We start from the raw sequence: 22,880 nt of genomic DNA, 5'->3' as shown, positions 1-22,880 counted from the left end.
TAATGCCATTTGTACGCATTGACGCGGTTCGTGCAGACGAGAAGCGGCTGGCGGCCCTGGGCCGGGCCGTGCACGATGCCCTGGTCGACGCCATCGGCATCCCGCCGGACGACAGGTTCCAGGTGATCACCGGCCACGACGGAACGCGGCGGATGATCAGCTACGACGACAACTACCTCGGCATCCACCGGGACGACGACCTCGTGTTCGTGGCCATCACGATGCGCTCCGGGCGCACCGCGGACCAGAAGCAGGCTCTTTATCGCAGGATCGCCGAGCTCGCCCAGGACTACGCGGGCACCGAGCCGCGGAACGTGTTCGTCACCGTCACCGAGAACGAGCCGCTCGACTGGTCGTTCGGCGACGGCGTGGCCCAGTATGCGCAGGTCGCTCCGTGATCTCCACGGCCGTCCTGGGCCGGGACGGCCGCCGAGGCTCCGTGATCTCGGCCAGCAGGCTGTCCCAGCGGGCGCCGATCTCCCGAAGGTCATAAGCCCTGGCGGTGCGCTTCGCCGCGGCGCCGAACTTGCGGCGCAGGTCCTCGTTCTCGATGAGCTCGCAGATCGTCTCGGCGAAGGCGCCGACGTCGCCCGGCTCGACCAGGCGGCCGTCGAGGCCGTCGGTGATGACCTCGGCCGGACCGGTGGGGCAGTCGAAGGCGACGGCGGGCAGGCCCTTGCTCATCGCCTCGATCAACGCCATCGGCATCCCCTCGGAGCGTGAGCTGAGCAGGAACATCCCCGCCTTCGCCAGCTCCTCCCCGACCTGGTCGGTACGCCCCATGAGGAAGGCGCGTCCCTCCAGCCCCGACTCCTCGATCTGGGTCCTCAGCCGCTCGCGCCACGGCCCCGACCCGTAGACGCGCAGCGTCCACTCCGGGTGCCGCTCGCCGACCAGCCGCCAGGCCGCCAGGAGCAGGTCGAAGCCCTTGACCCGATCCAGCCGCCCCAGCGCGACGGCGGTCGTGCCGTCCAGCGAGGCGTCGCCGCCGCCGAGGGGAGGCAGGGCGTTGGGGATGCAGGTCAGATGGAGCTGGGGCACCGCCCTGGTGTAGCGCTCCAGGTCGGCACGGGTCAGGGTGACCAGCGCGTCCAGCTTGCCGTACCGGCGCTTGATGACCTTGCGCAGCTCGGGCTTGTGCGCGGCCAGGTTGCGGTGTTCCTGGCCGATGGTGATGACCCCGGGCGGCGCGAAACCGGCGGCGAACAGGTTGAGGCTCGGCCTCGTGCTGATCAGCACCCCGCCGCGCAGCGAGCGCAGGTGACGCAGCAGCACCAGATCGGTCAGCAGCGAGCAGCGCCGGTAGGAGGGCTCGGTTGAGGGCACCAGCACACTGGGCAGCCGCGACAGCCATCGGCGCAGCCTGCCTTTGTCGCGCGTACGGTCATCGAGAACCGAGATCCGCACACCGGAGGGGAGCGGGAAGAACGGCTGGTTCCGCTCGCGGATCAGGCTGACGATCTCGACCTCGTGCTCGCGCGCCAGGTATCCGGCGAGGTTGAGCACCGTGCGGATGGTGCCACCCATGCCGTACGCGTGGAACAGCAGGATGCGCACCGTGCCGGCATCTGGCGCGGGTGCCGTGCGAGCCCGCCGCAGGTCCGCCAGCCGGAGCAGCCACAGGGCCGTCCATCGCACCCAGCGTGCCCCCGACCCCAGCAGCCAATTCCGCGATCGCTCGTACACCTCAGCCGCCCCCTACCTGGATGATCGTCACGAGAAGGACATGTCGTACCCCCATACCTTTCTACTACATAGTTAGTAGTAGTTGAAGGGGATGAATCGCCCAGGCACTACAGCTACTCTGCTACACAAGCTGTAAGTAGAGAGTGAGCGCTCATGACCTCACCATCGCGCCAACGCCGGGACCGTGGCGGCCTGGAGAGTGAGGTGCTGGCCATCCTGGCCGGCACCCCTGGTCCGCTGACCCCCGGCGAGGTGGCCCAGCGGCTGGCCTCCCCGCTGGCCTACACCACGGTCATGACGGTGCTCAGCCGCCTGCACGACAAGGGCGCCGTCAGCCGGGTCCGCGCCGGCCGCGCCTACGCCTACTCCTTCCAGCGCGACGAGGCCGCCCGGCGGGCGGCGCAGATGCGCAGCCTGCTCGGCGAGGGCCAGGACCGGGCTCGGGTGCTGGCCCAGTTCGTCGGGGAGCTGTCCGAGCAGGACGAGGCGTTGCTGCAGCGGCTCCTGCGCGAGAGCGGCGGCACCTGACATGCGCGTCGACGTCTACCTGCCGCTGCTCATCTCATTGCTGCTCGGCCTGGTCGCCGCGCCGCTGGCGCGCTGGCTGCCGCCGTCCACCGCCGGCCGTGCCCTGGTGGCCGCCGCGCTGGTGTCGGCGGTCAGCACCGCGTACGCGCTCGCGCTGCTCACCTGGACCCTGCTGGCCCAGATCCGGCTGGTGGCGTGGCTCGGCGGTTGGTCGCTGCAGTCCTGGGACGACGCCGATCCCGTGCCCACCCCGGTCGCCCTGGGCGCCGCGCTCGCTCTGGGTGTCGCCGCGATCAGGCTGGCCCGCACCATCTTCCGGCATCGCCGGTCCATGGCCGAGGTCCGCCGCGTCGCCGACGAGCTGGACGGCGGACCGGGTGACCTGGTGGTGATCGACGAGGTCCGCCCTGAGGCGTTCGCCCTGCCCGCCCGGCGTGGCGGGCGGGTGGTGGTCTCCACCGGCATGCTGAACGCCCTGAGCCCGGACGAGCGACACGTCCTGCTGGCCCACGAGAACGCCCACCTGGCCCACCGCCACCACCTGTGCCGGGCGCTCGCCGACGCGGCCGCCGCGGTCAATCCGCTCCTGTATCGCCTTCCCCGGGCCGTCGGCTACGCCACCGAACGCTGGGCCGACGAAGAAGCCGCGAGCGTCGTCGGTGACCGCGCGCTCGCCGCCCGGGCGCTGGCCCGTGCCGCCCTCGCCACACTGGCCGCGTCGTCTTCCCCCGCGGCTCCGGCGATGGGCTACCACTCGTCGGACGTACCCGAGCGAGTGCGCTCCCTGCTCAGCCCTCGGCCACGGCGCCGGCCCGTGCTCGTGGCCGTGCTCGCCGCCCTGGCCGTCCTGACGCTGTGGGCGCCGCTGAACGCCAACCAGGACGCCGAGTCACTGCTGGTGCACAGCGGGGCGCCCATCTTCCTGCTCTGCGCTCCCCACTGCCCTGCCTGAGCTGTGTCAGGGGAGAAGGGAGATGGGAGAACTGTCCACTGCCCTGCCTGAAGCTGTGGTCAGGGGTGATGGGAGAAGCGGTCGACCAGGATGGCCAGCCGCTGGTCGTGGGCCTCGCGGGGGAGCCGGCCGCCGCGCATGAGCGTCACCAGCCCGTGCAGGCCGCTCCAGAAGGTTTCGGTGAGCAGGCCGAGGTCGTCGTCGCCGGCCTGCGGTTCCAGCGCCTGGCTCAGCTCGCCGAAGGCCGCTTGCAGGGGGGCGGGTGCCTCGGGGGTGGCGAAGGGCAGGTCGACGGCCAGACTGAAGATCACGTCGTACAGGGCGGGCCGCCGTTCGGCGAAGTCCGCGTAGGCGGCGCCGACGGCGGCGAGGGCCTGCCGGGGGTCGTCTGTCGAGGTACGGGCCGCGCGCAGGTCGACGGCCAGGTCGGCGCAGCTCTCCACCGCGACCGCCGCCATGATGGCGTCCTTGCCCTTGAAGTGGCTGTAGAGCACCGGCTGGCTATATTCGACCTGTTCGGCCAGGCGGCGCGTCGTCACCGCCTCCCAGCCCTCGGCCTCGGCCAGCGTCCGGGCCGCTGTGATGATCAACCGTTCCCGCTCCGCCCGCTCGCGCTCCCTGCGCTCCTGAATCGACATGTCCACAAGTCTAGCATCGCTAGCTCTTCTGTCGATGCTCTCAAATCGGGCGGCGAACTGGCCACCGCCCGAAGGCGCGCCTATTTGGCGGGAACGGCCGTAGGGGGCGGGGGATGTCCGTGGTGCGGTTCGGCGGGCAGGTGCCGGAGGCTGGCCGCCTCCGGCACCGTGTCGCGGATGGATGGTCAGGAGAGGGAGCAGGTCGTGCCGCCCAGGGTGAAGGAGGTGGGTTTGCCGGTGTTACCGGTGTGGGTGGCCTGGAAGCCGAAGTTGGTGGAGGCTCCGGGCGCGATGGTGGCGTTGTAGCTGACGTTCCTGGCCGTGACCTGGCCGCTGGAGGGGGAGACGGTGGCGTTCCAGGCGGAGGTGACCGTCTGCCCGCCGGGGAGGGTGAAGGTCAGGGCCCAGGTGTTGATCGGGGACGAGCTGGTGTTGGTGATGGTGACGGACGCGGTGAATCCGGTGTTCCAGCTGTTCATGGTGTAGGTGACGCCGCAGGGTCCCCCGGGCGTTGGCGTCGGGGTGGGTGTCGGCGACGGGCCGGTGGACCCGCCGTCCAGGCCGAAGAACTGGATGACCCCGGCGGCCATGCCGCCCTGCGGAAGGCTGTGCCCGATCCCTTGGATGCTGACGCCCTCAACGGCGACCATGGTGCCGGTGCCGCCGTAACGGGTCCGGGTCCAGGACGCCTGCGGGTGGTCGGTGAACGTGGGTGTCTGGCTGAGGCCGTGGACGTCGGTCCACTGCTTGATCTCTTCCTGGAAGTTCGGGTAGCGGAGTGTGGCGTCCTCGGTGCCGTGCCACAGCTGCATGCGCGGACGCGCCCCGGTGTAGCCGGGGAAGGCGCCGCGTACGAGGTCGCCCCACTGCTGCGGGGTCTTGATGATGGTGCCGTTGGCGCAGGCGCTGTTCCAGCTGGAGCCGTCGGTGGTGGCGAAGCAGCCGAACGGCACTCCCATGAACGCCGCCCCGGCCTTGAAGACGTCGGGATAGTCGCCCAGCAGCACGTTCGTCATCATGCCGCCCGAGGAGGCGCCGGTCACGTAGACGCGGGAGGCGTCGCCGTTGTTGTGCTGCTCGACGTACTTGACCATGGACACGATGCCCACCGGGTCGCTGCCGCCGTCGTGCTTGAGCGCCTGTGGCGAGGAGACGTCGAAGCAGGACCCGCTCCTGGTGGCGGAGGGGTAGATGACGATGAATCCGTACCTGTCCGCCAGTGAGGCGAACTCGGTGCCGGAGTAGAAGGCTGGGCCGGAGCCCGTGCAGTAGTGCACGGCCACCAGGATCGGCGGCCGGGCCGCGACGTTGTTCGGTACGTACACGTACATCCGCAGCCCGCTGGGGTTGGTGCCGAAGTTGGTCACCTCGGTGAGCGAGGCCGGCGAGGCCGGCGGCGCCATGGTCAGCCATGCGATGACGAACATCGCGGCGGCGACCAAGGCGCCGAGCACTCTGGTGGTCATCCTCATCCGCTGCCCCTCTCTCGATATGGCCCCGAAATATTCGGAGTATTCTTAAAAACTTTTCGAGAGGCAAGGAGCCACGTGGGCCGCCATATTCGGCATTCGGATGACCTGGGCAATCTGCTTAGCTCAGGGAAGGATTCTTGAAACTTTCGGAAATTACCTGGCCAGACTGGTACGTAGGTGCGCGCGTACGGCAGGGGTCAGCACCTGGCCGGCCCGTTCCACCATGAGCGTCATGTGGTACGCCACGAGCGCCATGTCGCAGTCAGGCGCGACGAGTACGGCCAGGCAGGAGCCGTCGCTGATCGACATCGTCAGCAGCAGCCCATGCTGCATCTCCACCACGGACTGGGTGACGGTGCCGGCCTCGAAGACCCTGGCCGCTCCCAGCGTCAGGCTCACCAGCCCCGCGGCGATCGTGGCCAGCTGCTCGGCCCGGTCGGCGGGAAAGGCCGCCGAGACCGCGAGAGGCAGTCCATCGGACGAGACGACGATCGCGTGGGCGACGCCTGGGACGGTGCTGACGAATTCAGTGACCAGCCAGTCGAGCCCATGCCCCACGTAAGTCAGGTCGTTCATGCACCCTGTTCCCTGTTCATTGGGCCGTTGGAAGGGGCCCTGCCCTGACTGATGTCCTCGCGCGCGGCCTGGAGGCCCTGCTGGAAACTCGCCAGGCGGTTGCGCGCCCGCTCGGGTGAGATCGGGGGCGCCGGCGGGACGTCCTTCGGCGCGGTGGAAGTGTCGGCCGAACCCGGCACGAGGTTGGCCTTGGGCACCCGTTTGGGCAGCCCGGCGGCCGTCGCGCCGTCACGTACCGGCTCGACCGCGGCCGCCGCGGCGTGCCAGCCGGCATCCGCCTGGGCGGAACTCCAGTTCGCGCCGCTCTCACCACGCTCGAACCAGGCCGACTCGATCGACTCGTAGATCGGCAGGTACTCGTCACCCGCGGAGGCCGGCCTCACGGCCGGGATCGGGCCGGTGGCGGCCGCCTCGGTCTCGGGAAAGTCGAATCTGGCCCGCGCCGGGCCGTCCACGCGGTCGTGGAGGCTTCTGCTCGGCGGCTGGTCGCCACTGGGCCATTTCGGCAGGCCGTTGTCGCCGGACCAGCTGACCGGCGTTCTCGACGGCGTCCAGATGTCGCCGGTGTCGTAGGAGCCGAAGCCCGCGCGCTGCTCGGCCGACCGACCGGTGTCGGCGGGCGGCGAGAGCCAGGCACCTGCCGAGCTCGACCCGGTGTCGGCGGGTGGCGAGGGCCAGACGCCTGCCGGGCTCGACCCGGTGTCGGCGGGCGGTGAGGGCCAGACGCCTGCCGAGCCCGACGGGATGGAGGGATACGACGGGTGTCCCGGGCCCATCTGGTAAGTGGCCGCCGGCAACGGCGGCGGCGTCGGGTAGGCCTCCTGGCGGCCGCCGCCGGGCATGCCGGCGTAGGCGGGCGAAGGCATGCCCAGCAGCGCCTCCGGAATCAGCACCATGGCGGTGAGGCCACCGGAGCCGTGCGGGCGCAGCTGTACGCGGATGCCGTGGCGGTGCGCCAGCCTGGCGACCACGAACAGGCCCATGCGGCGCGACACCGAGACGTCCACGATGGGCGCGTCGATGAGGCGGTCGTTGGCGTGGCCCAGTTCGTCCAGGGTCATGCCGATGCCGGAGTCGGTGATCGACAGCATCACGCCGCCGCCGTCGATCCGGCTGCCGGAGACCGTCACCCGCGTGTCATGGGGCGAGAACGACAGGGCGTTCTCCACCAGCTCGGCCAGCAGGTGGATGACGTCGTTGACGGCCTGACCCGCGATGGACACGCCGTCGGGCACCTGCAGGACGACCCGCTCGTAGTTCTCGACCTCCGAGAGCGTGGCACGGGTCACGTCGATCAGCTTGACCGGCTGGCTCCAGCGGCGCGGCGGGTCCTGGCCGGCGAGGACCAGCAGGTTCTCGCTGTTTCGGCGCATACGGGTGGCCAGGTGGTCGAGCTTGAACAGGTTCGCCAACCGGCCCTCGTCCTGCTCGCCCTGCTCCAGCCCGTCGATGAGGGTGATCTGCCGCTCGACCAGCGTCTGGCTTCTGCGCGAGAGGTTGACGAACATCGCATTGACGTTGGTACGGAGCTTGGACTCCTCGCCCGCCAGCCGTACGGCTTCCCGGTGCACTTCGTCGAAGGCCCGCGCCACCTCCCCGATCTCGTCCTTCGACGAGATGGCGATCGGTGGCACCTGCACATCGTCCGTGCTGACCTCGCTGGTGCGCAGCTGCCGTACGAGCTCGGGCAGCGTCTGGTCGGCGACCTTGAGCGCGTCTCCGCGCAACCGCCTGAGCGGCCGGACGAGCGAGCGGGCCATGACGGCGGTGATGACGAGGACCAGGATGATCAGGGTGATGACGAGGGCGATGTTGAGCCCGGCCACGTACTGGTCGTTGCCCTGGACGTCGGCGCTGATGGTGGCGACCTGCTGCGACATCGCCTTCTGCACGGTGTGCGCGCTGTCGACGGTGTCGCTGATGGACTCGACCCAGCGGGCGACGTCGTCGCTCGTCGAGGTGTCGAGCCGCCGCAGGGACAGTCCCGTGTTGGTGAGGAACACGGCCCTGTTCATGTAGAACTCGCCCCGCCCGACCTTCACGCTGGCGACCGTGTTGTCGTAGAACTGCCGCTGGGCGATGGTGGCCGCGGTGCGGAAGGAGGTGCGTTCGCTCTCGCGCCTGGAGCGGGCATCGAGGAACGCCTTGTACTCGGGTTCTTCGAACGACCCCCTGACCAGCGCGATCATCAGCAGGCCCCGCAGTTTGGAGGTCTCTTCCTCATAGCGGGCGATGGCTCGCAGGGCCGCGGTCGTGGAGATGAGCTGCTCGTCTGTCGAGCCCTGTGTGACCTCGTCGTAGAGCTGCAGCATCTCGGCGATGGCCTCGGAGTACTTCTCCATCGTCGGGAGCGGTGGCAGCTGTGTGCCGGCCACGGTGGCGCGCAGCGAGGCGAGCTGGGTCAGCCTGGTGCGGATGGTGGCCAGCTTCTTGCGGCCGAGATCGGACAGCGAGTCCTCGGCCGTCGCGGCGGCCGCGTTCGTGCGCGCCACGCTGGCGTTCACGATGCCCTGCTGGGCCGTGAGCTGCTCCTTCTCGGTCGATGCCCTGTCGGAGGCGACGAACTGCGCCGAGAGGTCACGTTCGAGGGCCATGTCGCGGGACAGCTCGCCCAGCTGCGCGACGAGGGCACCCACGTTGCTGATGTGCTGATACTGCTGCGCGCTGCTGATCGAGGTCGTGACGCGCAGCCCGCCCAGCACCACGGCCACCAGGGTCGGAATGGCGATGAGAGAAATGAGGCGGGTGCGCACCCGCCAATTGCGCAGGGCCATCGCGCTACCGGATGCGGGCACCGACTCGGCGGGCTTCTCGTGAGCCGCCGACTTTCCCGGCAGAGCGGGGGCCCCGGCACGACCGTGTTTGGTCGTCGTTGTCCTCACTAATGGCAACCTCTCGCGTGGCCTGCTGCAGGGAATTGGTCACTGCCGAGTGATTGCAGGCGGGTTGGGGGCCTATTGGACCACGAACGTCAAGATTTGGCCAAACGCATCAGGCCTTTTCCGCCGCCCCAAACTAACTTCTTTTTCCGTTGACGCTTAAAGCATATTTGAAGTTAGCGTGCATGCGTCTGAAGAACTCGGACAATTCGGTCATGGAGCCATCAACGGCGCTCTAAGTACATCAAGCATCTATCTCCCCACATATCGTGTTTTGTCCAAAAACTCGGATATACGTGGCATGGTCTTCAGATCTGATCTTTGCTCCGCTACGCTTCACGCTCGTTGTCTCCGATGCCGGAGCTACAGACGCTGATTCCCCTGGTAGGAGTAGCCCCCATGACCCGCACACCGCGCTGTCGCGCCCTCATTCTCGGCGTCGCAGTCGCTCTCACCCTCACCGCCTGTGGCGGGAACAGCGACTCTCCTGGCGCGTCGGCCAATGGCAAGGGCTTGGAGAAGTCCGAAATCAAAGTCGGCGCCCTGCCTATCCCCGACGCCGTGTCGCTCTATATCGCCAACGAGAAGGGCTTCTTCAAGGAAGAGGGTCTGACGGTCCAGCCGGTCACCATCACCGGCGGCGCGGTGGCCATTCCGCAGGTCAAGAGCGGTGCGCTGGACATCTCTCAGACTAATTACGTCTCGACCTTCCTGGCCGCCAGCAGGGGGGACAAGCTCAAGCTCGTCGCGGACGCGTATCAGGCCGGTCCGAACACCTTCAACATCATGGTTCCGAAGGATTCACCGATCAAAACGGTCGCCGACCTCAAAGGAAAGACCGTCCTGGTCAACAATCTCCGGAACGTCGCCACGCTGGCTGTGACTACGCAACTCAAGGTGGCCGGACTTACCGAGAACGACGTCAAGTTCGCCGAGAAGCCGTTCCCCGACATGGGCAACGCGATTACCAGCGGGCAGGCCGACGCCTGCTGGATCACCGAGCCGTTCATCACCGCCAACCAGAGCAAGCTGGGCTTCCGCAAGCTGGCCGACACCATGACGGGCGAGACCGAGGACCTGCCGATCGCGGGCTGGATGGCCACCGACGAGTGGGCGAAGAAGAACCCGAAGACGCTGGCCGCCTTCCAACGGGCGATCGCCAAGGCGCAGAGTCTCGCATCGAGTAACCGCAAGGAGATCGAAGCGATGCTGCCCAAGTACACGAAGATCGACGCGAAGACCGCCTCGGTCATCACGCTGGGCACCTTCCCGAGCGAGCTGAGCGCCACCCGACTGCAGAAAGTGGCCGATCTCATGGTCGACTACAAGTACCTCACCAGTGCTGTCGACGTGAAGTCGATCATCGCGGCACCGTCGAGCGGATGACCCGTGCACGACTGCTCCGCGGCGTCGTGGGCGCCGCGGGCTTTCTCGCCGTCGGAGAGCTGGTCATCCGGTTCGGGCTGAGCCGCGACCTGGTCTTCCCGCCGCCCTCGGCCATCCTGTACGAGGCGGTGCTCCTCCTGGCCGACCGGGACTTCCTGATGGGAGCGCTCGCGACGCTCACGAACTGGGCGCTCGGCCTGCTGGTCGCGGTGGCGGTGGCCGTCCCGGCGGGCGTCCTGCTCGGCGCGCTGACCCCGATGGAGCGCGCCCTCCGGCCGCTGCTGGAGTTCCTGCGGCCCATCCCCTCTGTCGCGATCATCCCGCTGGCGATCCTGCTGATCCCGGGGGACGAGCTGATGAAGGTCTCCGTCATCGTCTACGCGTCGGTCTGGCCGATACTGATCAACACGTTGTACGGCATGCACGACGTCGACCCGCTGGCCAAGGAATCGTTGCGCAGCTTCGGATTCGGGCGGCTGGCCGTGCTCGGCAGGGTGAGCCTGCCCAGCGCCGCGCCCTTCGTCGCCACCGGCATCCGGATCGCCGCCGGGATCGCGCTGATCATCGCCGTCAGCGCCGAGCTGCTCGCCGGAGGCGTCGCGGGCCTGGGGGTCTTCGTGGTCCAGGCGGGCAGCGGGAACCGGACCGACCTCATCATGGCGGCCACGTTCTGGGCCGGCGCGTTCGGGCTGCTGGCCAACGTGGTGTTACAGGCGGCGGAGCGCCGCCTGTTCCGTTGGCGCCTGGTGCGGACGGGGGCGGTGTCGTGAAGTCGCTCGCCAGGTCCTGGGTGATCCCCGTCGTCATCGTCTTCTGGGAGCTCGTCGCGCGGCGGTTGGAGAACAGGGACTTCCCGCCGCCGACAACGATCGTCTCCCGCATGTACGAGCTGTGGTTCTCCGGCCCGGCCGCCCGGCTGTTCCTCACCGACGACGCGTTGGCCAACATCCTGCCCAGCCTGGGACGCATGTTCTCCGGGTGGATCCTGGCCTCGCTCATCGGAGTGGTGCTGGGAGTGCTCCTGGGGCGCTCGCGGGTGGCGACCGACTACGTGAGCGTGCTGATCGAGTTCGGCCGCGCCGTTCCGCCGCCGTTGCTGCTGCCGTTGTTCATCGTGTTGTTCCAGGCGGGCCTGCGGATACAGCTCGCCGTGATCGTGTCCGGGGTGATCTGGCCGGTGCTGCTCAACTCGATGGACGGGGCCAGGTCGGTGGACCGGACCTATACCGAGACCGCCACTGTCTTCGGGTTGTCGAGGGTGCAGCGCCTGGGCCGGATCGTCATCCCCGCCGCCTCACCCAAGATCTTCGCGGGTCTGCGGCTGAGTCTGTCGCTCGCGCTGATCCTCATGGTGATCTCTGAGGTGTTCGGCAGCACGGACGGCATCGGCTACCAGTTGCTGACGGCACAGCGCAGCTTCGACACACCCGCGGTGTGGGCGACGATCGCCCTGCTGGGGATGCTCGGCTTCATCGTGAACGCGCTTTTCGTGGTGGCGGAGCGCCGGGTGCTGGTCTGGCACAGGCAGGCCACCCAGACGCCATGACCTCTTGGAACCTCTTGGAACCTTTTGGAAGGGACAAATGCCACACTCCGACAGCCTCCTCTGGAAATCTGTTTCCGACATTTCGCGATTCGCGGCTTTGCTGACCATGGCGGAGCTGGGCGTCGCCGACCACTTGGCGGACGGGCCGCTCGACACCGAGGAACTGGCCAAGAGGTGCGGGGCGCACGCCCCCTCGCTCCGCCGGGTCCTGCGTGAGCTGGCGAGCATGGGGGTCGTCCGCACAGCCGGTGCCGAAGACTACGAGTTGACCGACGCCGGCACCGCGCTCCTCTCCGATGTCCCCGGCTCGATCCGCTCCTCGATCCGCGCGCTGGGCGAGGAAGGCTTCTGGTACGCGATGGGCAAGCTGCCGGACACGGTGCGGCAGGGAAGCTCAGCATTCGTCGCGAAGTACGGGAAGTTGTACGAGCATCTGGCGAAAAATCCTGATGCGGGCCGCATATTCGACGACTACATGGCCACCAGGGCGATCACGTTCACGGACGGCCTGGTCAAGCGGTACGACTTCGCGGGCATCGAGACCATGGTGGACGTCGCCGGGGGCAGTGGCCACATCATGGCCACGGTCCTGCACGCCAATCCGGGCATGCGCGGCATCCTCTTCGATCTCGACCAGGTGGCGGCCCGGGCCAGGGACCTGCTGGCCACCGAGGGCCTGGCCGATCGGTACGAGGTCGTGGCCGGCGACTTCTTCGCCTCGGTTCCGGCGGGCGCGGACGCCTATCTGCTGGCGAGCATCCTGCACAACTGGGACGACGGCGACGCCCTGCGGATTCTGCGCAATGTCCGCCGCGCGATGAACCCCGGCGGGCGGGTGCTGGTGCTGGAGGTGGCATTGCCCGACGACGAGGCGCCGCATCTGGGCAAGGATCTCGACCTGCGCATGCTGGCCATCTTCAACGGCGGCCTCGAGCGCAGCCGGGAGGAGTACGCGACGCTGTTCGAGCAGGCCGGCCTGGAGCCGGCGGCGGTCATCGAGCTGGGCGCGGGAGCGAGCCTCCTTGAGGCCAGGCCCGTCTGAGGCAGGCGTCCTGAGCGGATCTGCGGCCGTTCGCTGCCCGATGTGACCGATATGGCCATCGGAGGGTGACGCCGCGGGCGGGTCGAGCCGCCCGCGGCGCTACCGGATCACTGGACGGTGATCTTGTCCACTTCGACGGTGATCCCCTTGACCTGCGGGGTCGAGGTGGCCGTCGTCACCTTGCCGACCCCCGGGCTTACCCCCTTGATCTTCATCGAGTAGGTCAGGGCACCCCCGGGCGCGCCGGGTGTGCTGTGGACCACGAGGTCCTGGGTGGGCGGCCCGGAGATCTGGTCGCCCGCCGTACCCTCGTCGTTCTCCGCGCCCACGGTCAGTCCCGCGCCCGCGGGGGCGTCGCCCGGCAGGTTGCCCGGGTCGTAGGCGTAGCTGATGTCCTCCGTGCCGTTGAGCCCGATCCACTGCTGGAACACCTTGATGTCGCTCGTGCCGAAGGTGTGGACCCGCCATTCCAGCACCAGCCAGCGACTGACGCCGTCGGTCAGCGTCGCGGCGAAGACGCCGGGGGCGCCGGTGCCGTCGAGGTCGGTCCAGTAGGAGGCGAGCACGGCGTTCGGCCGCGCCGGATCGGGCAGCGTCTGCGGGAGGAAGGCGATGTCGTCGGCGCCGTTGGTGCCGCCGGCGACGCTGTAGCCGTTGGAGACCACGCCGATCCTGGTGTAGGTCTTACCGGCGAAGGTGAAGGCGGGCACCGTGAAGTTCAGCGCCTGCTCGTCCCCGATCGGCGTCGGTGTGATGCCGAAGGCGTCCAGCGGAAGATATCCGGCAGGACCCGCACCCGGCGCGATGGTCGGCTTGTCGGGCTGGCGGCCGGCCAGTGTCGCCTTGGCCGTCGCGATCTGGGTGCCGATCTTGGTGGCCCCGGTCACGCTGTTCAGCCGCAGGCGGGCGTCGAGTGTGCTCAGCGCGGTCACCTCGGCGCTGGACAGGCTGTTGTTCTGCACGGTGACCGTGCAGGTGGACTCACCGGTGTTCCTCGGGATGGTGGCCGGCGCGCAGGTCTGGTCGACCGGCACGATGCCTTCCTGGCGGAAGAAGGCCACCGGCAGGTGCAGCGCGCGCGAGCCGCCGACCTGCTTGAGGTTCACCTGACCGAAGTACTGCCCGTCGGGCAGGTCCGGCGCGGTGATGACCACCGTGAGCTTCGCGCTCTTGCCCGGTGCGACGGTGAAGCGCGCCGGCAGCACCGTGATGTCGGCGCCGCTGACGGTCGTGGCCGAGGCGGAGAACGTGAGCGACTTGCTGGTGGTGTTCGTGACCGTGCGCTTGGCGGTGATGAGGCCGGGCATGGTCGGCGCGTTCACCGAGGGCAGGTTGAGGTCGATCCGGTTGAGCGGGTCGGTGGCCGAGGCGATGAAGTTGGCCGCGCTCTCGTCCAGCGTGAGTCCGGGGTCACCGGCCTTCGTCAGGTCGATGCGCCCGCCGCCCATGTCGAACGGGTCCGCCGGGGTGACGCGGTCCTGCTTGGTGACCGCGGTCTTGGCCGTGGTCTCCAGGGCCGACTTCACCTGTCCCGGTGTCCAGGTCGGGTGCAGGGCGAACACGAGCGCGGCCGAGCCGGTCACGTGCGGCGCCGACATGGACGTGCCCTGGATGACCTGGTACAGGTTGCCGGGCGGTCCTTCGAGCGGTGACTCGGGAGTCGGGGTCATGCCCGCCAGGATGTGCAGGCCGGGCCCGGTGACATCGGGCTTGAGGAAGTCCCCGCCGGGACCGCGCGAGGAGAAGTAGGTCATCACGTCGCCCTGCCAGCTGGCCTTGACGCTCTGGGTGAACGACGCCGTCGCGCCGGGATGCGCGGACAGGAAGCTCATGAGTACGTCGGTCTCGGGCTTGTTGACGTGCACCGACGGGACCCAGTGGGCGTCGGTGAAGACGTCGAACGGGAAGGCGTTGTAGAGGATCATCCCCGCGGCGCCGCCCTGCCTGACGTTGAAGCTCTTCAGCACCCGGTTCGGGCCGCGCTCGCAGGCGACGATCTTCCCGGTGAAGATCCCGGCCGGTGCCGGGGTGTCACACAGCGCGTTGGAGTACGGCGGAGCGGACGCCAGCACCACCGGCAGCGGCGAGGCGAGCCCCGAGGTGACGGACGCGCCCTTGATCGTCGCGGTCGCGCCACCGCCGGACAGCGTGATCGTGGACTGGAACGTTCTGGTCTGCGTGGACGCGGCCACCGTGGTCACCCACGGGCTGCGGTGGTCGGTGGTGTTGGCGTCGGGCCCCGAGTTGCCCGCCGACGCCGAGACCAGCACGCCCGCCGCGTACGCGTCGAGGAAGGCCAGCTCGACCGGGTCGCTGTAGGGGTCGGAGCCACCGGAGATCGAGAAGTTGATCACCCGGACGCCGTCCAGAATGGCACGTGCCACCGCCTGCGCCGAGTCGGACGGGAAGCAGCCCTCGGCGCCGCACACCTTGTAGACCGAGACCTCGGCGGCGGGCGCGATGCCGTGGATCGGGCCGCGGCTGATCCCCAGCGGGTTCGCGTCGGCCACTGGGCCGCCGGCCGACGTGGTGGCGGTGTGGGTGCCGTGCCCGTTGGAGTCACGGGCGCTGTCGGGGTAGACCTCGCCACCGAAGACCGCGTTGTAGGTCTCCAGGAACGGCTGCCCGCCGATCAGCTTGTTGTTGCAGGTGAAGGGGTCGTTGGCCGGGGTCAGCGGGTTGTCGCCGAAGTCGCAGACCCGGGGCGTGCCGTCCTTGGTCGGACCCGGCGCGGGCAGGCCGGTCGGGGCGGCGAACTGGGGGTGCTCGGGCCAGGCGCCGGAGTCCAGCACGCCCACGATCACGCCCTTGCCCGAGGAGTTGCTGCCGCCGAGCTGGCTGTAGATGGTGTTGGCGCCGATGAACTCCGGGCTGGAGTCGGTGAGGAGCTGCTGGGGCTTGTCCTCCTGTACGGCGACGGCTCCGGGCAGCTTCAGCACCTCGGCCGCTTTGTTGCCTGGGATCCGGAGCGCGATGCCGCCATAGACGGTCCTGACCCGCTGGCCCACCACGGCCCCCGGAACCTTGCCGGCCAGCTGGTCCAGGAACGCCTTCTCCACGCTCTCGATGTGCTGGCCGTACTTCTTGACCTCGGCACTCCTGGTGTCGAGGGCCTTGCCGGTGACGGCGGGACTGGTGCCCGGCAGACCGGGCAGCCCGCCCCGATAGGCGGCGAGCGAGTCGTAGTCCAGCTTGACCATGATGTTGATCGGCGCCGGCGACGTGGTCCGCAACAGCGCCTGGTCACTCTTGGCGAGCTTGCCCGTCGGGGACTTGGCGCCCTCGACGAGCTGGGCGCCGGTGACGGGGGTGGCCTGCCACTTCCCGTTCGCGGGAGAGGGTGTGGGGGTGGCCCGCGCCGCTGCCGGGCTCATCACCGCCACCATGCTCAGGCCGATGACCACCGACGCGAGCCGCCGCGCACGGGATAAGCGGGGACTGGATAACACAAGATCCTCCTCGTCGAGGCTGCATGGACTCACCACGCCGCCAAGGAGGCGTCAGGTCACCCCGCGTCGAGGCACACCGGAGAGATCACTGAACCCTCCCCGGTGGGTGACAAGCCGTATGAGCCGCCCTGTGGGGCGGCTCGGTACCGACCGGAGTGTAACCAGCGATCACGCGGCCGAGAACCCCACCGAGTTGCCATAATCCGGCGGGCAATTTGGCTATTCGTACGGCTCTGCTGACTGATCGCGTCAACCTGACCGACTGATGCGGAAAGCCCGATCGTCTGGCGCGGAGAGCTCGATCGTCTGACTCCGAGTGCCCGGGCGGCATGACCGCGCCGCCCGGGCACTTTTCGTTGTCTCGCAGGGGATTTCGGTCCGTCAGATCTCGCAGTTGAGCTCGGTGTCGCCTCTGTCGGAGTCGCACGTGTCGGTGCCGCCGTCAGCGCTGATGGTGTCGTTGCCGCCGATCCCGTCGACGGTGTTGATGACGTCGTCGCCGTTGCCGCCCCGGATCTCGTTGGCCGCGGCGTTGCCGGTGATCCGGTCGGCGCCCGCGCCGCCGAACACCCGCTCCACGTCACTGCCGACGTTGTCGCCCTCGCCGGCCGTGCCGTCGTTGGCCACCCCGTCCAGGGTGATGGTCTGGGCGGCGCCCCGATTGTTGTACGCCGCCAGGTCCGACCCGGGACCGCCGGAGAAGCTGTCCCGGCCGTCGATCCCGTCGGCCTGGTAGATGTCGTCACCGCCGTTGCCGAACGCGGTGTCGTCGCCCAGGCCGCCCGAGAGGGTGTCGCCGGCGCTGCCGCCCCTGAGGGTGTCCCGGCCGGCCTCGCCGAACTGCTGTGTGGTCACCGCGGAGTTGTTGGTGATGGTGTCGTCCAGGTCGCCGGCGAAGATCCGGATGACGATGACGCCCTGGCACCGTACCTGGTTGGCCGTGACCTGCGCGCAGGCGCCGCCGTCGGCGCGGACCACGTCGCCGGTGTCGGAGACCAGCACGTTGCCGGAGGCGTCGGTGGAGACGGTGATGTTGTTCACCTTGCCCTGGGCCGCGACCACTTGGAGGTTGTTGCCGAAGAGGGCCGCCAACGTGTCCGCGCGGGACGGTAAGGCGAAGACCGCTTGGACACCGGCCATGGTCGCGACCAACGCCAGGATGGACAGAATCTTTCTCATGTGTGGTGCACGCCTCTCTGAAGGGGATGTGCCGCAATTAGAGGGCATGCATAACATCCCGGGACAGGTAAAAAGGCACATATTCTTTATGGCGCGGAGCATTATGCGTATTGCCTGGTGGTGGGGCCGTGCGGTCGATATTCGTCCCGACAATGGAACTGAATGGAACGGAATGGAACGCCGCAACCCGGGGGCGTACGCCGTCGAATATCGCGCCGATTCCCATGCAAGATCATGTACATCTGGGTCATACTCTGCTGCACTATGCGTATGGCGCGGCGGAGGGCGGCAGGCACATGAGGCGGCTGCGTGGCTGGTGGCTCCTGGTGATCGCGGCGACGGCGAGCGCGGTCGTCTCCCTCCTGGCTTCGTCCATGCCCGCGCTGGTCGGCTCCGTGCTGGTGGGGGCGGTCAGCGGCGGGGCCGCGGTCCTCACCGTACGAGCCGAGCGCGCGATCGACCGGAACGTGTCCACACAGCGGCAGCTCTACACCGGCGAACGCCGAAAGCCGCCGCTGGTGCACGAGATCGATGACCCGCTCAGCATCGGGGTCCACCTGGCGCCCCCACTGATCGGGCCCGACGGCACGATGGACCGATGCCCGCCGTACACCCGCCGCGACCGGAGCGACGACCTGGAGCGGGCGCTGGCCGTGAGCAGGTTCGTCCTGGTCGTGGGCGAGTCGACGGCCGGCAAGACCAGAGCCGCCTACGAGGCGATGCGCGCGTGCCTGCCGGACCACACGTTCATCCGCCCGGTGGGCAAGCCGGACCTGCCGCAGGCCCTGGACCTGGCGCGGCGCCGGAGCAAGAGCGTCGTCTGGCTGGACGAGCTGGACCTGTACCTGGGCGTGGACGGCCTGACGGCGGAGATGATCAGCCCCCTGATCGCCGCCCCGGACCGTCATTGCGTGGTCCTGGCCACGATGCGATCGCACGAGCGGGCTCGCTACAGCCCTCGGGCGAGCTCTGGTCTGAGCGACAGCGAGCGGCAGGCGCACCGGCTCGCGGGAGCCGTGCTGAAGCAGGCGCTGGAGATCCGGATCGAGCGCCTGTGGTCGCAGGACGAGCGGCGGGCGGCGGCCGACGTCGACGATCACCGGATCCGCCAGGCGCTCCAGCATGGCGAACAGTACGGCGTGAGCCAGTACCTGGCGGCCGGCCCGCAACTGTTCCAGGAATGGCTGGACGCTCAGGGCTCCTGGCCGGAAGGGCGGCCGCGCGGCGCCGCGCTGGTGAGCGCGGCGGTCGACGTACGGCGGGCGGGGGTGCAACGTCCGGTGCCGCTGTCGTTCCTGCGCGAATTACACGAGGGCTACCTGCGGGCCGGTGTTCGTCTGGAATCGTGGGAGCAGGCGTTGGACTGGGCGAGCCAACCGCTGCACTCAACCAGCAGCCTGCTGGTTCCGGCCGAGGACGAGCAGTATGTGGCGTTCGACTATCTGGCCGACGCCCTGGACGAGGCTCAAGGTGTGCCCGAGGTGCTGGGACAGACCTGGGAGGCGGTCCTCTCCTTCGTCACCGCGGGTGACGTTATGGAGGTCGGCTGGTCGGCATATTTCCGGAGCCGTATGGATATCGCCGAGCGCGCCCTTCACCAGGCGTTCGACGCGGGGCTTCTCGAGGCCGCGCTGGACTTCGCCGACATGATGCGTACGGCCGGCCGCGACGAGGACGTGGTGAGCTGGCTGGAACGGGCCCTGGCCAGGGCGGCCGAGCGCGGAGCCCCACCGGAGGAGGTGATCGCCCTCCGAAACCGGGTGGCCTGGTGGATCGGGGCGCGCTATTACCAGAGCGGAGATCCCGCCCGGGCGCTCGACCTCGCGCGGTCGGCAGTGGAAGAGAGCGAACGCCTCCTGGGCGCGGAGCATGCGCAGACGTTGATGTGCCGCCTGACGATGGTCCGCCAGATCGGTGCGGTGGGTCGCACGGAGGAGGCGCTCGCGCTGGCGGAGCAGCTCGTCGAGGTCGGTACGCGGGTGCACGGGGCGGACAGCGACATCGTGAACGGTGGGCGGTTCGAGATCGCGGTCTGGACCCGGTGGGGCGGGAATCCCCGCCGGGCAGTCGAGCTCTGGCAGGAGCTCGTCGCCGACAAGACCATGATCGGTGACGGCGGCATCGGCGACGCCCTGGACAACATCGAGGCCACTCTTGATGAGATCGGTGACCCGCGGCTCGACGCGGATGCTGTCGCGTGGCTCGGCGAGCTGGGTGAGCGTGCGCTCCAAGAAGGGGTGCTGGACGGCTGGGGTGGCATGGCACTGTTCACCAACCTGGCCTGGTGGGTGGGCGGCCGGATGGACGGGGCCGGAGACCACGAGCAGGCCAGAGAGATCGCCGAATGGGCCCTGGAGGTGGGCAGGAGCGCGTTCGGCGCCAGTGACGCGCATGTCCTCGCGGGGGAGGTCATCCTCGCGCACCAGCTCGGCAGGCTCGGCGACCCCGAAGCCGCATCGCGGCGCTGCGCGCGGGTGGCCGAGGACACGGCCCGGATCTATGGCGAGGCCCATCAGCTCACCGGCTGGGCGCGATCCGTAATGCGCCGGTGGAGCCCTCAGGACTCAGCGGGAGGAGATGACGCGGGCTGAGGCGACGATGTCCGAGAGCCACGCTTTCTCCGGTTCGAGCATGGATTCCGCGGACAAGCCGGTCTCCGCCTCCACCTCGGCGATGTTGGCGCGCACCTGCGCCGCCTCGCTGTCGGCCAGGTGGTCGAAGATGGTCAGGGACCTTCGCCAGGTCTCGACGGCCAGCACCGGGCAGCCGGTCGCCGCCAGGGCCTGGCCGAGGATGTGCAGGGTGCGGGCCTCGGTGTTGCAGTCGCCGATCTCACGACTGCGGTCGAGCGAGCGGAAGCACCAGCGGATCGTCTCCTCGTGGTCGCCCAGCGCCGCGTACGTGATGCACATGTCGGTCAGCGCGATGCCCTCGCCCCAAAGGTTGTCGATCGCGCGGAAGGCGGCGAGTGCGGACAGATGATGCTGGAGTGCCGTACGCGGCTGACCGAGAGCGAGCAGTGCCCTGCCGAGCCCGGCCGAGGCGATGGCCTGCCCCCAGTGGTAGCCGAGGTCGGTGAAGATGGCCAGCGCCTCCCGGTGGCACACGACGGCCGCCTCTGCCGCGTCCAGGTCCCGGTGCACCAGGCCGAGCGTGTTCAGCGCGTTGCCCTGGCCCCACCGGTCGCCGAGATCACGCTGGAGCGCCAGCGCGATCTCGGCGTGCGGGAGCGCGTCCTTGAACTGCCGGCGGTCCCAGTGAGCCAGCGCGAGGCTGGTGCGGATCGTGGCTTCGGCGTGCGCGTCGCCCAGCAGCAGCGCGGCCTCCAGGCCGATCTCGTTGCTGGAGATCCAGGAGTCCCAGTGCTTGCGCAGGTTGAAGAAGCTCCACAGTGCGCACGGCAGCTGCCATGCCACGCCGTACTGGCCGAGGGTGAAGGCCCGCCGTACGGCGGCCATGAGGTTGGCGTGCTCGGTCTGGAGCCAGCACAGCGCGGCGTCGTAGCCGGAGAAGGTGTACGGCTCGCACGACGGCTCCAGCGGCGGGAGCGGGAGGCCCTGATGCTGGGGGTTGAGCACCTGGTCGGCCTGGTCGACGGTGTGGAGGTACCACGACAGCAGGCGCTTGACCGCGGCCAGCCGATCGGCGTCGGACTCCTCGGCCTCGACCCGTTCGCCGGCGTAGACGCGCATCAGGTCGTGCATGCGATAGCGCTCGACGCCGCTCGTCTCCAGCAGGCACCGGTCGGTCAGGACCTCGGCCAGCCGCCGTGCCTCGGCGGGCGGGACCCCGATCAGCGCCGCGGCGGCGCCGACCCCGAACTCCGTCCCGCTGTGCAGCCCGAGCAGCCGGAACGCCCGCGCGGCCCGCGGATCGAGCGCCTGGTACGACCACGAGAACACCGCCCGCAGGCTCATCTGCGGATCGTCGTCCACGTCGAGCAGGTCGAGGCGGGACCGCTCGTCGCGCAACTGGGCGACCAGGTCCGCCAGCCGCGCGCCGGACCGCCGGGTCACGTGCTCGGCGCTGATCGCCAGCGCCAGCGGAAGGTGGGCGCACAGCCGGGCCAGCTCGGCCGCGGCCTCGGCCTCGGCGGACACGCGCCCGGCGCCGAGGATCTTGCCCAGGAGCGTGTGCGACTCCGCCTCAGGCAGCCTGCGCAGGAAGACGTGCCGCGCGTCATCGTGTACGGCCAGCCCGGCCAGGCGGGTGCGGCTGGTCACCAGCACCAGGCAGTCCGATCCGGGGAGCAGGGGGCGTACCTGGGCGGTGTTGCGAGCATTGTCCAGCAGCACCAGCACCCGCCGCCCGGCCAGCGTGCTGCGCAGCAGCGCGGAGCGGGCCTCGACCGCCGTGGGGATCTGGTCGGCGGGTACGTTCAGGGAGCGCAGCATCATCTCCAGGGCGGTGGCGGGCGCCATCGGCTCGCCGGGGCCGAACCCGCGCAGGTCGACGTGCAGCTGCCCGTCGGGGAAGCGCTCCCGCACCTGGTGGGCCCAGTGCACGGCCAGCGCGGTCTTGCCGACCCCGCCCGCACCACCGATCGCCGCGATGACGATGGGCCGATGCTCTCCCTCTTCCGGAAGTAAGTCGTACAGCTTCGCCAGGTCCGTGTGGCGGCCGGTGAACCGGGCGAGGTCGGACGGCAGCTGACGCGGCACCGGGGCCGGGGGATAGGTCTCGGGCTCGGCGGGCGCCGGCTCCGGCGTCGTCAGGGGAATGCCGTTCAGCACGGCCTGCTGGAGACGCCGCAGCTCACTGCCGGGATCGATGCCGAGCTCCTCGCGCAGCAGGGCGGCGACGTGGCGGTAGACCTCAAGCGCCTCGGCCCGGCGCTCGGCGAGATGGAGGGCCAGCACCAGTTGTTCCCAGAGGCGCTCGCGCAGCGGGTGCTCGGCGGTGGCGGCCCTGAGGTCCGTGATGATCTCCTCGTGGCGGCCGGTCCGCAGCCCGAGGTCGAACCAGCGCTCCAGCAGCCGCATCCGCTCCTCTCCCAGCCGGGGCACCTCGTCGCGGTGCAGCGACTCCGACGCCACGTCGACCAGCACCGGGCCCCGCCACAGCCCTAGCGCCTCGCGCAGCAGACCGGACTCTCCCGGCTGGTCGCCCGCCCCGGCCGCCCGTGTCGCCTGCCCGGCGAGCTCGCGGAACCGCTCGACGTCGAGAGTGTCGGCGTCGGCCCGCAGGATGTATCCCGCCCCCATGGTCTCGATCAGCGGCTGTCCGTCGGCGCCATCGTCCAGTGCCCGGCGCAGCCTGGTCATCTGGGTGTGCAGGGCCGCGCGCGCCTGCTTGGGCACGTCGTCGCCCCACACGTACTCGATGAGTTTGTCGGGCGATACGTGGTGGTTGGCGTTCACCAGCAGCGTCGCCAGCGCGATGCGCTGCTTGGCCGCCGAGAGCCGCACCGGCCGGCCGCCCCGTGTTATCTCCAGTGGTCCCAGCACACTGAACCGGATCCCCGTACCCGTTTCCATCCGTGGACCTTTCCGCGATCTACCGACGGTGTGCGCGCCATCCCCAATGACACGATCACCTGTTCGCACT

The 22,880-nt window shown here is 69.3% G+C and carries 16 protein-coding genes; 8 read left to right on the top strand and 8 right to left on the bottom strand.

Annotated elements, in window-relative coordinates; all coding sequences use genetic code 11:
- Positions 1–2: 2 nt before the first annotated feature.
- Complete coding sequence (locus ACQP2T_RS51365) at positions 3–398, top strand: tautomerase family protein (RefSeq protein ID WP_433512092.1); 396 nt, start codon at positions 3–5, stop codon at positions 396–398.
- Here the strand turns inward: ACQP2T_RS51365 and ACQP2T_RS51360 are convergent.
- Positions 328–1,686, bottom strand: a complete 1,359-nt coding sequence (locus tag ACQP2T_RS51360) for a glycosyltransferase family 4 protein (protein WP_433512091.1) — start codon at positions 1,684–1,686, stop codon at positions 328–330. The genes ACQP2T_RS51365 and ACQP2T_RS51360 overlap by 71 nt on opposite strands.
- Positions 1,687–1,839: 153 nt before the next feature.
- Between ACQP2T_RS51360 and ACQP2T_RS51355 the strand changes: the two genes are divergently transcribed.
- Together ACQP2T_RS51355 and ACQP2T_RS51350 are read left to right on the top strand one after the other, a co-directional pair.
- The gene (locus ACQP2T_RS51355; protein WP_433512090.1) at positions 1,840–2,214 is read left to right on the top strand and encodes a BlaI/MecI/CopY family transcriptional regulator; all 375 of its coding nucleotides are present in this window, start codon (positions 1,840–1,842) and stop codon (positions 2,212–2,214) included.
- 1 nt (position 2,215) lies between these two features.
- Positions 2,216–3,166 carry a M56 family metallopeptidase gene (locus tag ACQP2T_RS51350; RefSeq protein WP_433512089.1) on the top strand — a complete coding sequence of 317 codons (951 nt, stop codon included), beginning with the start codon at positions 2,216–2,218 and terminating at the stop codon, positions 3,164–3,166.
- A gap of 59 nt (positions 3,167–3,225) precedes the next feature.
- Here the strand turns inward: ACQP2T_RS51350 and ACQP2T_RS51345 are convergent, their stop codons facing one another.
- From ACQP2T_RS51345 to ACQP2T_RS51330, 4 genes are all read right to left on the bottom strand, one after another.
- Positions 3,226–3,804, bottom strand: a complete 579-nt coding sequence (locus tag ACQP2T_RS51345) for a TetR/AcrR family transcriptional regulator (RefSeq protein WP_433512088.1) — start codon at positions 3,802–3,804, stop codon at positions 3,226–3,228.
- A gap of 185 nt (positions 3,805–3,989) precedes the next feature.
- Positions 3,990–5,276 carry an extracellular catalytic domain type 1 short-chain-length polyhydroxyalkanoate depolymerase gene (locus tag ACQP2T_RS51340; protein WP_433512087.1) on the bottom strand — a complete coding sequence of 429 codons (1,287 nt, stop codon included), beginning with the start codon at positions 5,274–5,276 and terminating at the stop codon, positions 3,990–3,992.
- Between the two features lie 153 nt (positions 5,277–5,429).
- Positions 5,430–5,852, bottom strand: a complete 423-nt coding sequence (locus tag ACQP2T_RS51335; RefSeq protein ID WP_433512086.1) for a roadblock/LC7 domain-containing protein — start codon at positions 5,850–5,852, stop codon at positions 5,430–5,432.
- Positions 5,849–8,734 (bottom strand): nitrate- and nitrite sensing domain-containing protein, encoded by a 2,886-nt coding sequence (locus ACQP2T_RS51330; RefSeq protein WP_433512085.1) that lies wholly within the window; start codon positions 8,732–8,734, stop codon positions 5,849–5,851. Before ACQP2T_RS51330 ends, ACQP2T_RS51335 begins: the two co-directional genes overlap by 4 nt.
- A gap of 396 nt (positions 8,735–9,130) precedes the next feature.
- Between ACQP2T_RS51330 and ACQP2T_RS51325 the strand changes: the two genes are divergently transcribed.
- The 4 genes from ACQP2T_RS51325 to ACQP2T_RS51310 all read left to right on the top strand — a co-directional run bounded on the left by ACQP2T_RS51325 (position 9,131) and on the right by ACQP2T_RS51310 (position 12,705).
- Positions 9,131–10,117: an ABC transporter substrate-binding protein gene (locus tag ACQP2T_RS51325; RefSeq protein ID WP_433512084.1), complete on the top strand. Its 987-nt coding sequence runs from the start codon at positions 9,131–9,133 to the stop codon at positions 10,115–10,117.
- Positions 10,114–10,887: an ABC transporter permease gene (locus tag ACQP2T_RS51320; protein ID WP_433512083.1), complete on the top strand. Its 774-nt coding sequence runs from the start codon at positions 10,114–10,116 to the stop codon at positions 10,885–10,887. The genes ACQP2T_RS51325 and ACQP2T_RS51320 overlap by 4 nt, the downstream gene beginning before the upstream one ends.
- Positions 10,884–11,663, top strand: a complete 780-nt coding sequence (locus ACQP2T_RS51315; RefSeq protein WP_433512082.1) for an ABC transporter permease — start codon at positions 10,884–10,886, stop codon at positions 11,661–11,663. Before ACQP2T_RS51320 ends, ACQP2T_RS51315 begins: the two co-directional genes overlap by 4 nt.
- A gap of 106 nt (positions 11,664–11,769) precedes the next feature.
- A complete protein-coding gene (locus ACQP2T_RS51310) occupies positions 11,770–12,705 on the top strand; it encodes a methyltransferase (protein WP_433519939.1) in 936 nt (311 codons plus the stop codon).
- Between the two features lie 107 nt (positions 12,706–12,812).
- Here ACQP2T_RS51310 and ACQP2T_RS51305 read toward each other — a convergent pair whose 3' ends face one another.
- Positions 12,813–16,079, bottom strand: coding sequence for a S8 family serine peptidase (locus tag ACQP2T_RS51305; RefSeq protein ID WP_433512081.1), 3,267 nt, complete (start codon positions 16,077–16,079; stop codon positions 12,813–12,815).
- A gap of 456 nt (positions 16,080–16,535) precedes the next feature.
- The gene (locus tag ACQP2T_RS51300) at positions 16,536–17,333 is read right to left on the bottom strand and encodes a calcium-binding protein (RefSeq protein ID WP_433512080.1); all 798 of its coding nucleotides are present in this window, start codon (positions 17,331–17,333) and stop codon (positions 16,536–16,538) included.
- Positions 17,334–17,629: 296 nt separating this feature from the next.
- Here ACQP2T_RS51300 and ACQP2T_RS51295 point away from each other — a divergent pair, with 296 nt between their 5' ends.
- Positions 17,630–19,924 carry a tetratricopeptide repeat protein gene (locus ACQP2T_RS51295; RefSeq protein WP_433512079.1) on the top strand — a complete coding sequence of 765 codons (2,295 nt, stop codon included), beginning with the start codon at positions 17,630–17,632 and terminating at the stop codon, positions 19,922–19,924.
- Here ACQP2T_RS51295 and ACQP2T_RS51290 read toward each other — a convergent pair.
- Positions 19,898–22,810, bottom strand: coding sequence for an AfsR/SARP family transcriptional regulator (locus tag ACQP2T_RS51290; protein WP_433512078.1), 2,913 nt, complete (start codon positions 22,808–22,810; stop codon positions 19,898–19,900). The genes ACQP2T_RS51295 and ACQP2T_RS51290 overlap by 27 nt on opposite strands.
- Positions 22,811–22,880 lie beyond the last annotated feature (70 nt).

The organism is Nonomuraea sp. CA-143628, from assembly GCF_050942315.1.
In the GTDB taxonomy this organism is placed as follows: domain Bacteria; phylum Actinomycetota; class Actinomycetes; order Streptosporangiales; family Streptosporangiaceae; genus Nonomuraea.
Note: the sequence above shows the minus strand (reverse complement) of the source record. Positions and strands in the feature narration are given on the sequence as shown.

Excerpts from the sequence above, each read along its gene's own strand:
- ACQP2T_RS51365 (WP_433512092.1), top strand. The coding sequence starts at position 3 with ATGCCATTTGTACGCATTGACGCGGTTCGTGCAGACGAGAAGCGGCTG.
- ACQP2T_RS51355 (WP_433512090.1), top strand. The coding sequence starts at position 1,840 with ATGACCTCACCATCGCGCCAACGCCGGGACCGTGGCGGCCTGGAGAGT.
- ACQP2T_RS51350 (WP_433512089.1), top strand. The coding sequence starts at position 2,216 with ATGCGCGTCGACGTCTACCTGCCGCTGCTCATCTCATTGCTGCTCGGC.
- ACQP2T_RS51345 (WP_433512088.1), bottom strand. The coding sequence starts at position 3,804 with ATGTCGATTCAGGAGCGCAGGGAGCGCGAGCGGGCGGAGCGGGAACGG.
- ACQP2T_RS51340 (WP_433512087.1), bottom strand. The coding sequence starts at position 5,276 with ATGAGGATGACCACCAGAGTGCTCGGCGCCTTGGTCGCCGCCGCGATG.
- ACQP2T_RS51335 (WP_433512086.1), bottom strand. The coding sequence starts at position 5,852 with ATGAACGACCTGACTTACGTGGGGCATGGGCTCGACTGGCTGGTCACT.
- ACQP2T_RS51325 (WP_433512084.1), top strand. The coding sequence starts at position 9,131 with ATGACCCGCACACCGCGCTGTCGCGCCCTCATTCTCGGCGTCGCAGTC.
- ACQP2T_RS51320 (WP_433512083.1), top strand. The coding sequence starts at position 10,114 with ATGACCCGTGCACGACTGCTCCGCGGCGTCGTGGGCGCCGCGGGCTTT.
- ACQP2T_RS51310 (WP_433519939.1), top strand. The coding sequence starts at position 11,770 with ATGGCGGAGCTGGGCGTCGCCGACCACTTGGCGGACGGGCCGCTCGAC.
- ACQP2T_RS51305 (WP_433512081.1), bottom strand. The coding sequence starts at position 16,079 with ATGAGCCCGGCAGCGGCGCGGGCCACCCCCACACCCTCTCCCGCGAAC.
- ACQP2T_RS51300 (WP_433512080.1), bottom strand. The coding sequence starts at position 17,333 with ATGAGAAAGATTCTGTCCATCCTGGCGTTGGTCGCGACCATGGCCGGT.
- ACQP2T_RS51295 (WP_433512079.1), top strand. The coding sequence starts at position 17,630 with ATGAGGCGGCTGCGTGGCTGGTGGCTCCTGGTGATCGCGGCGACGGCG.
- ACQP2T_RS51290 (WP_433512078.1), bottom strand. The coding sequence starts at position 22,810 with ATGGAAACGGGTACGGGGATCCGGTTCAGTGTGCTGGGACCACTGGAG.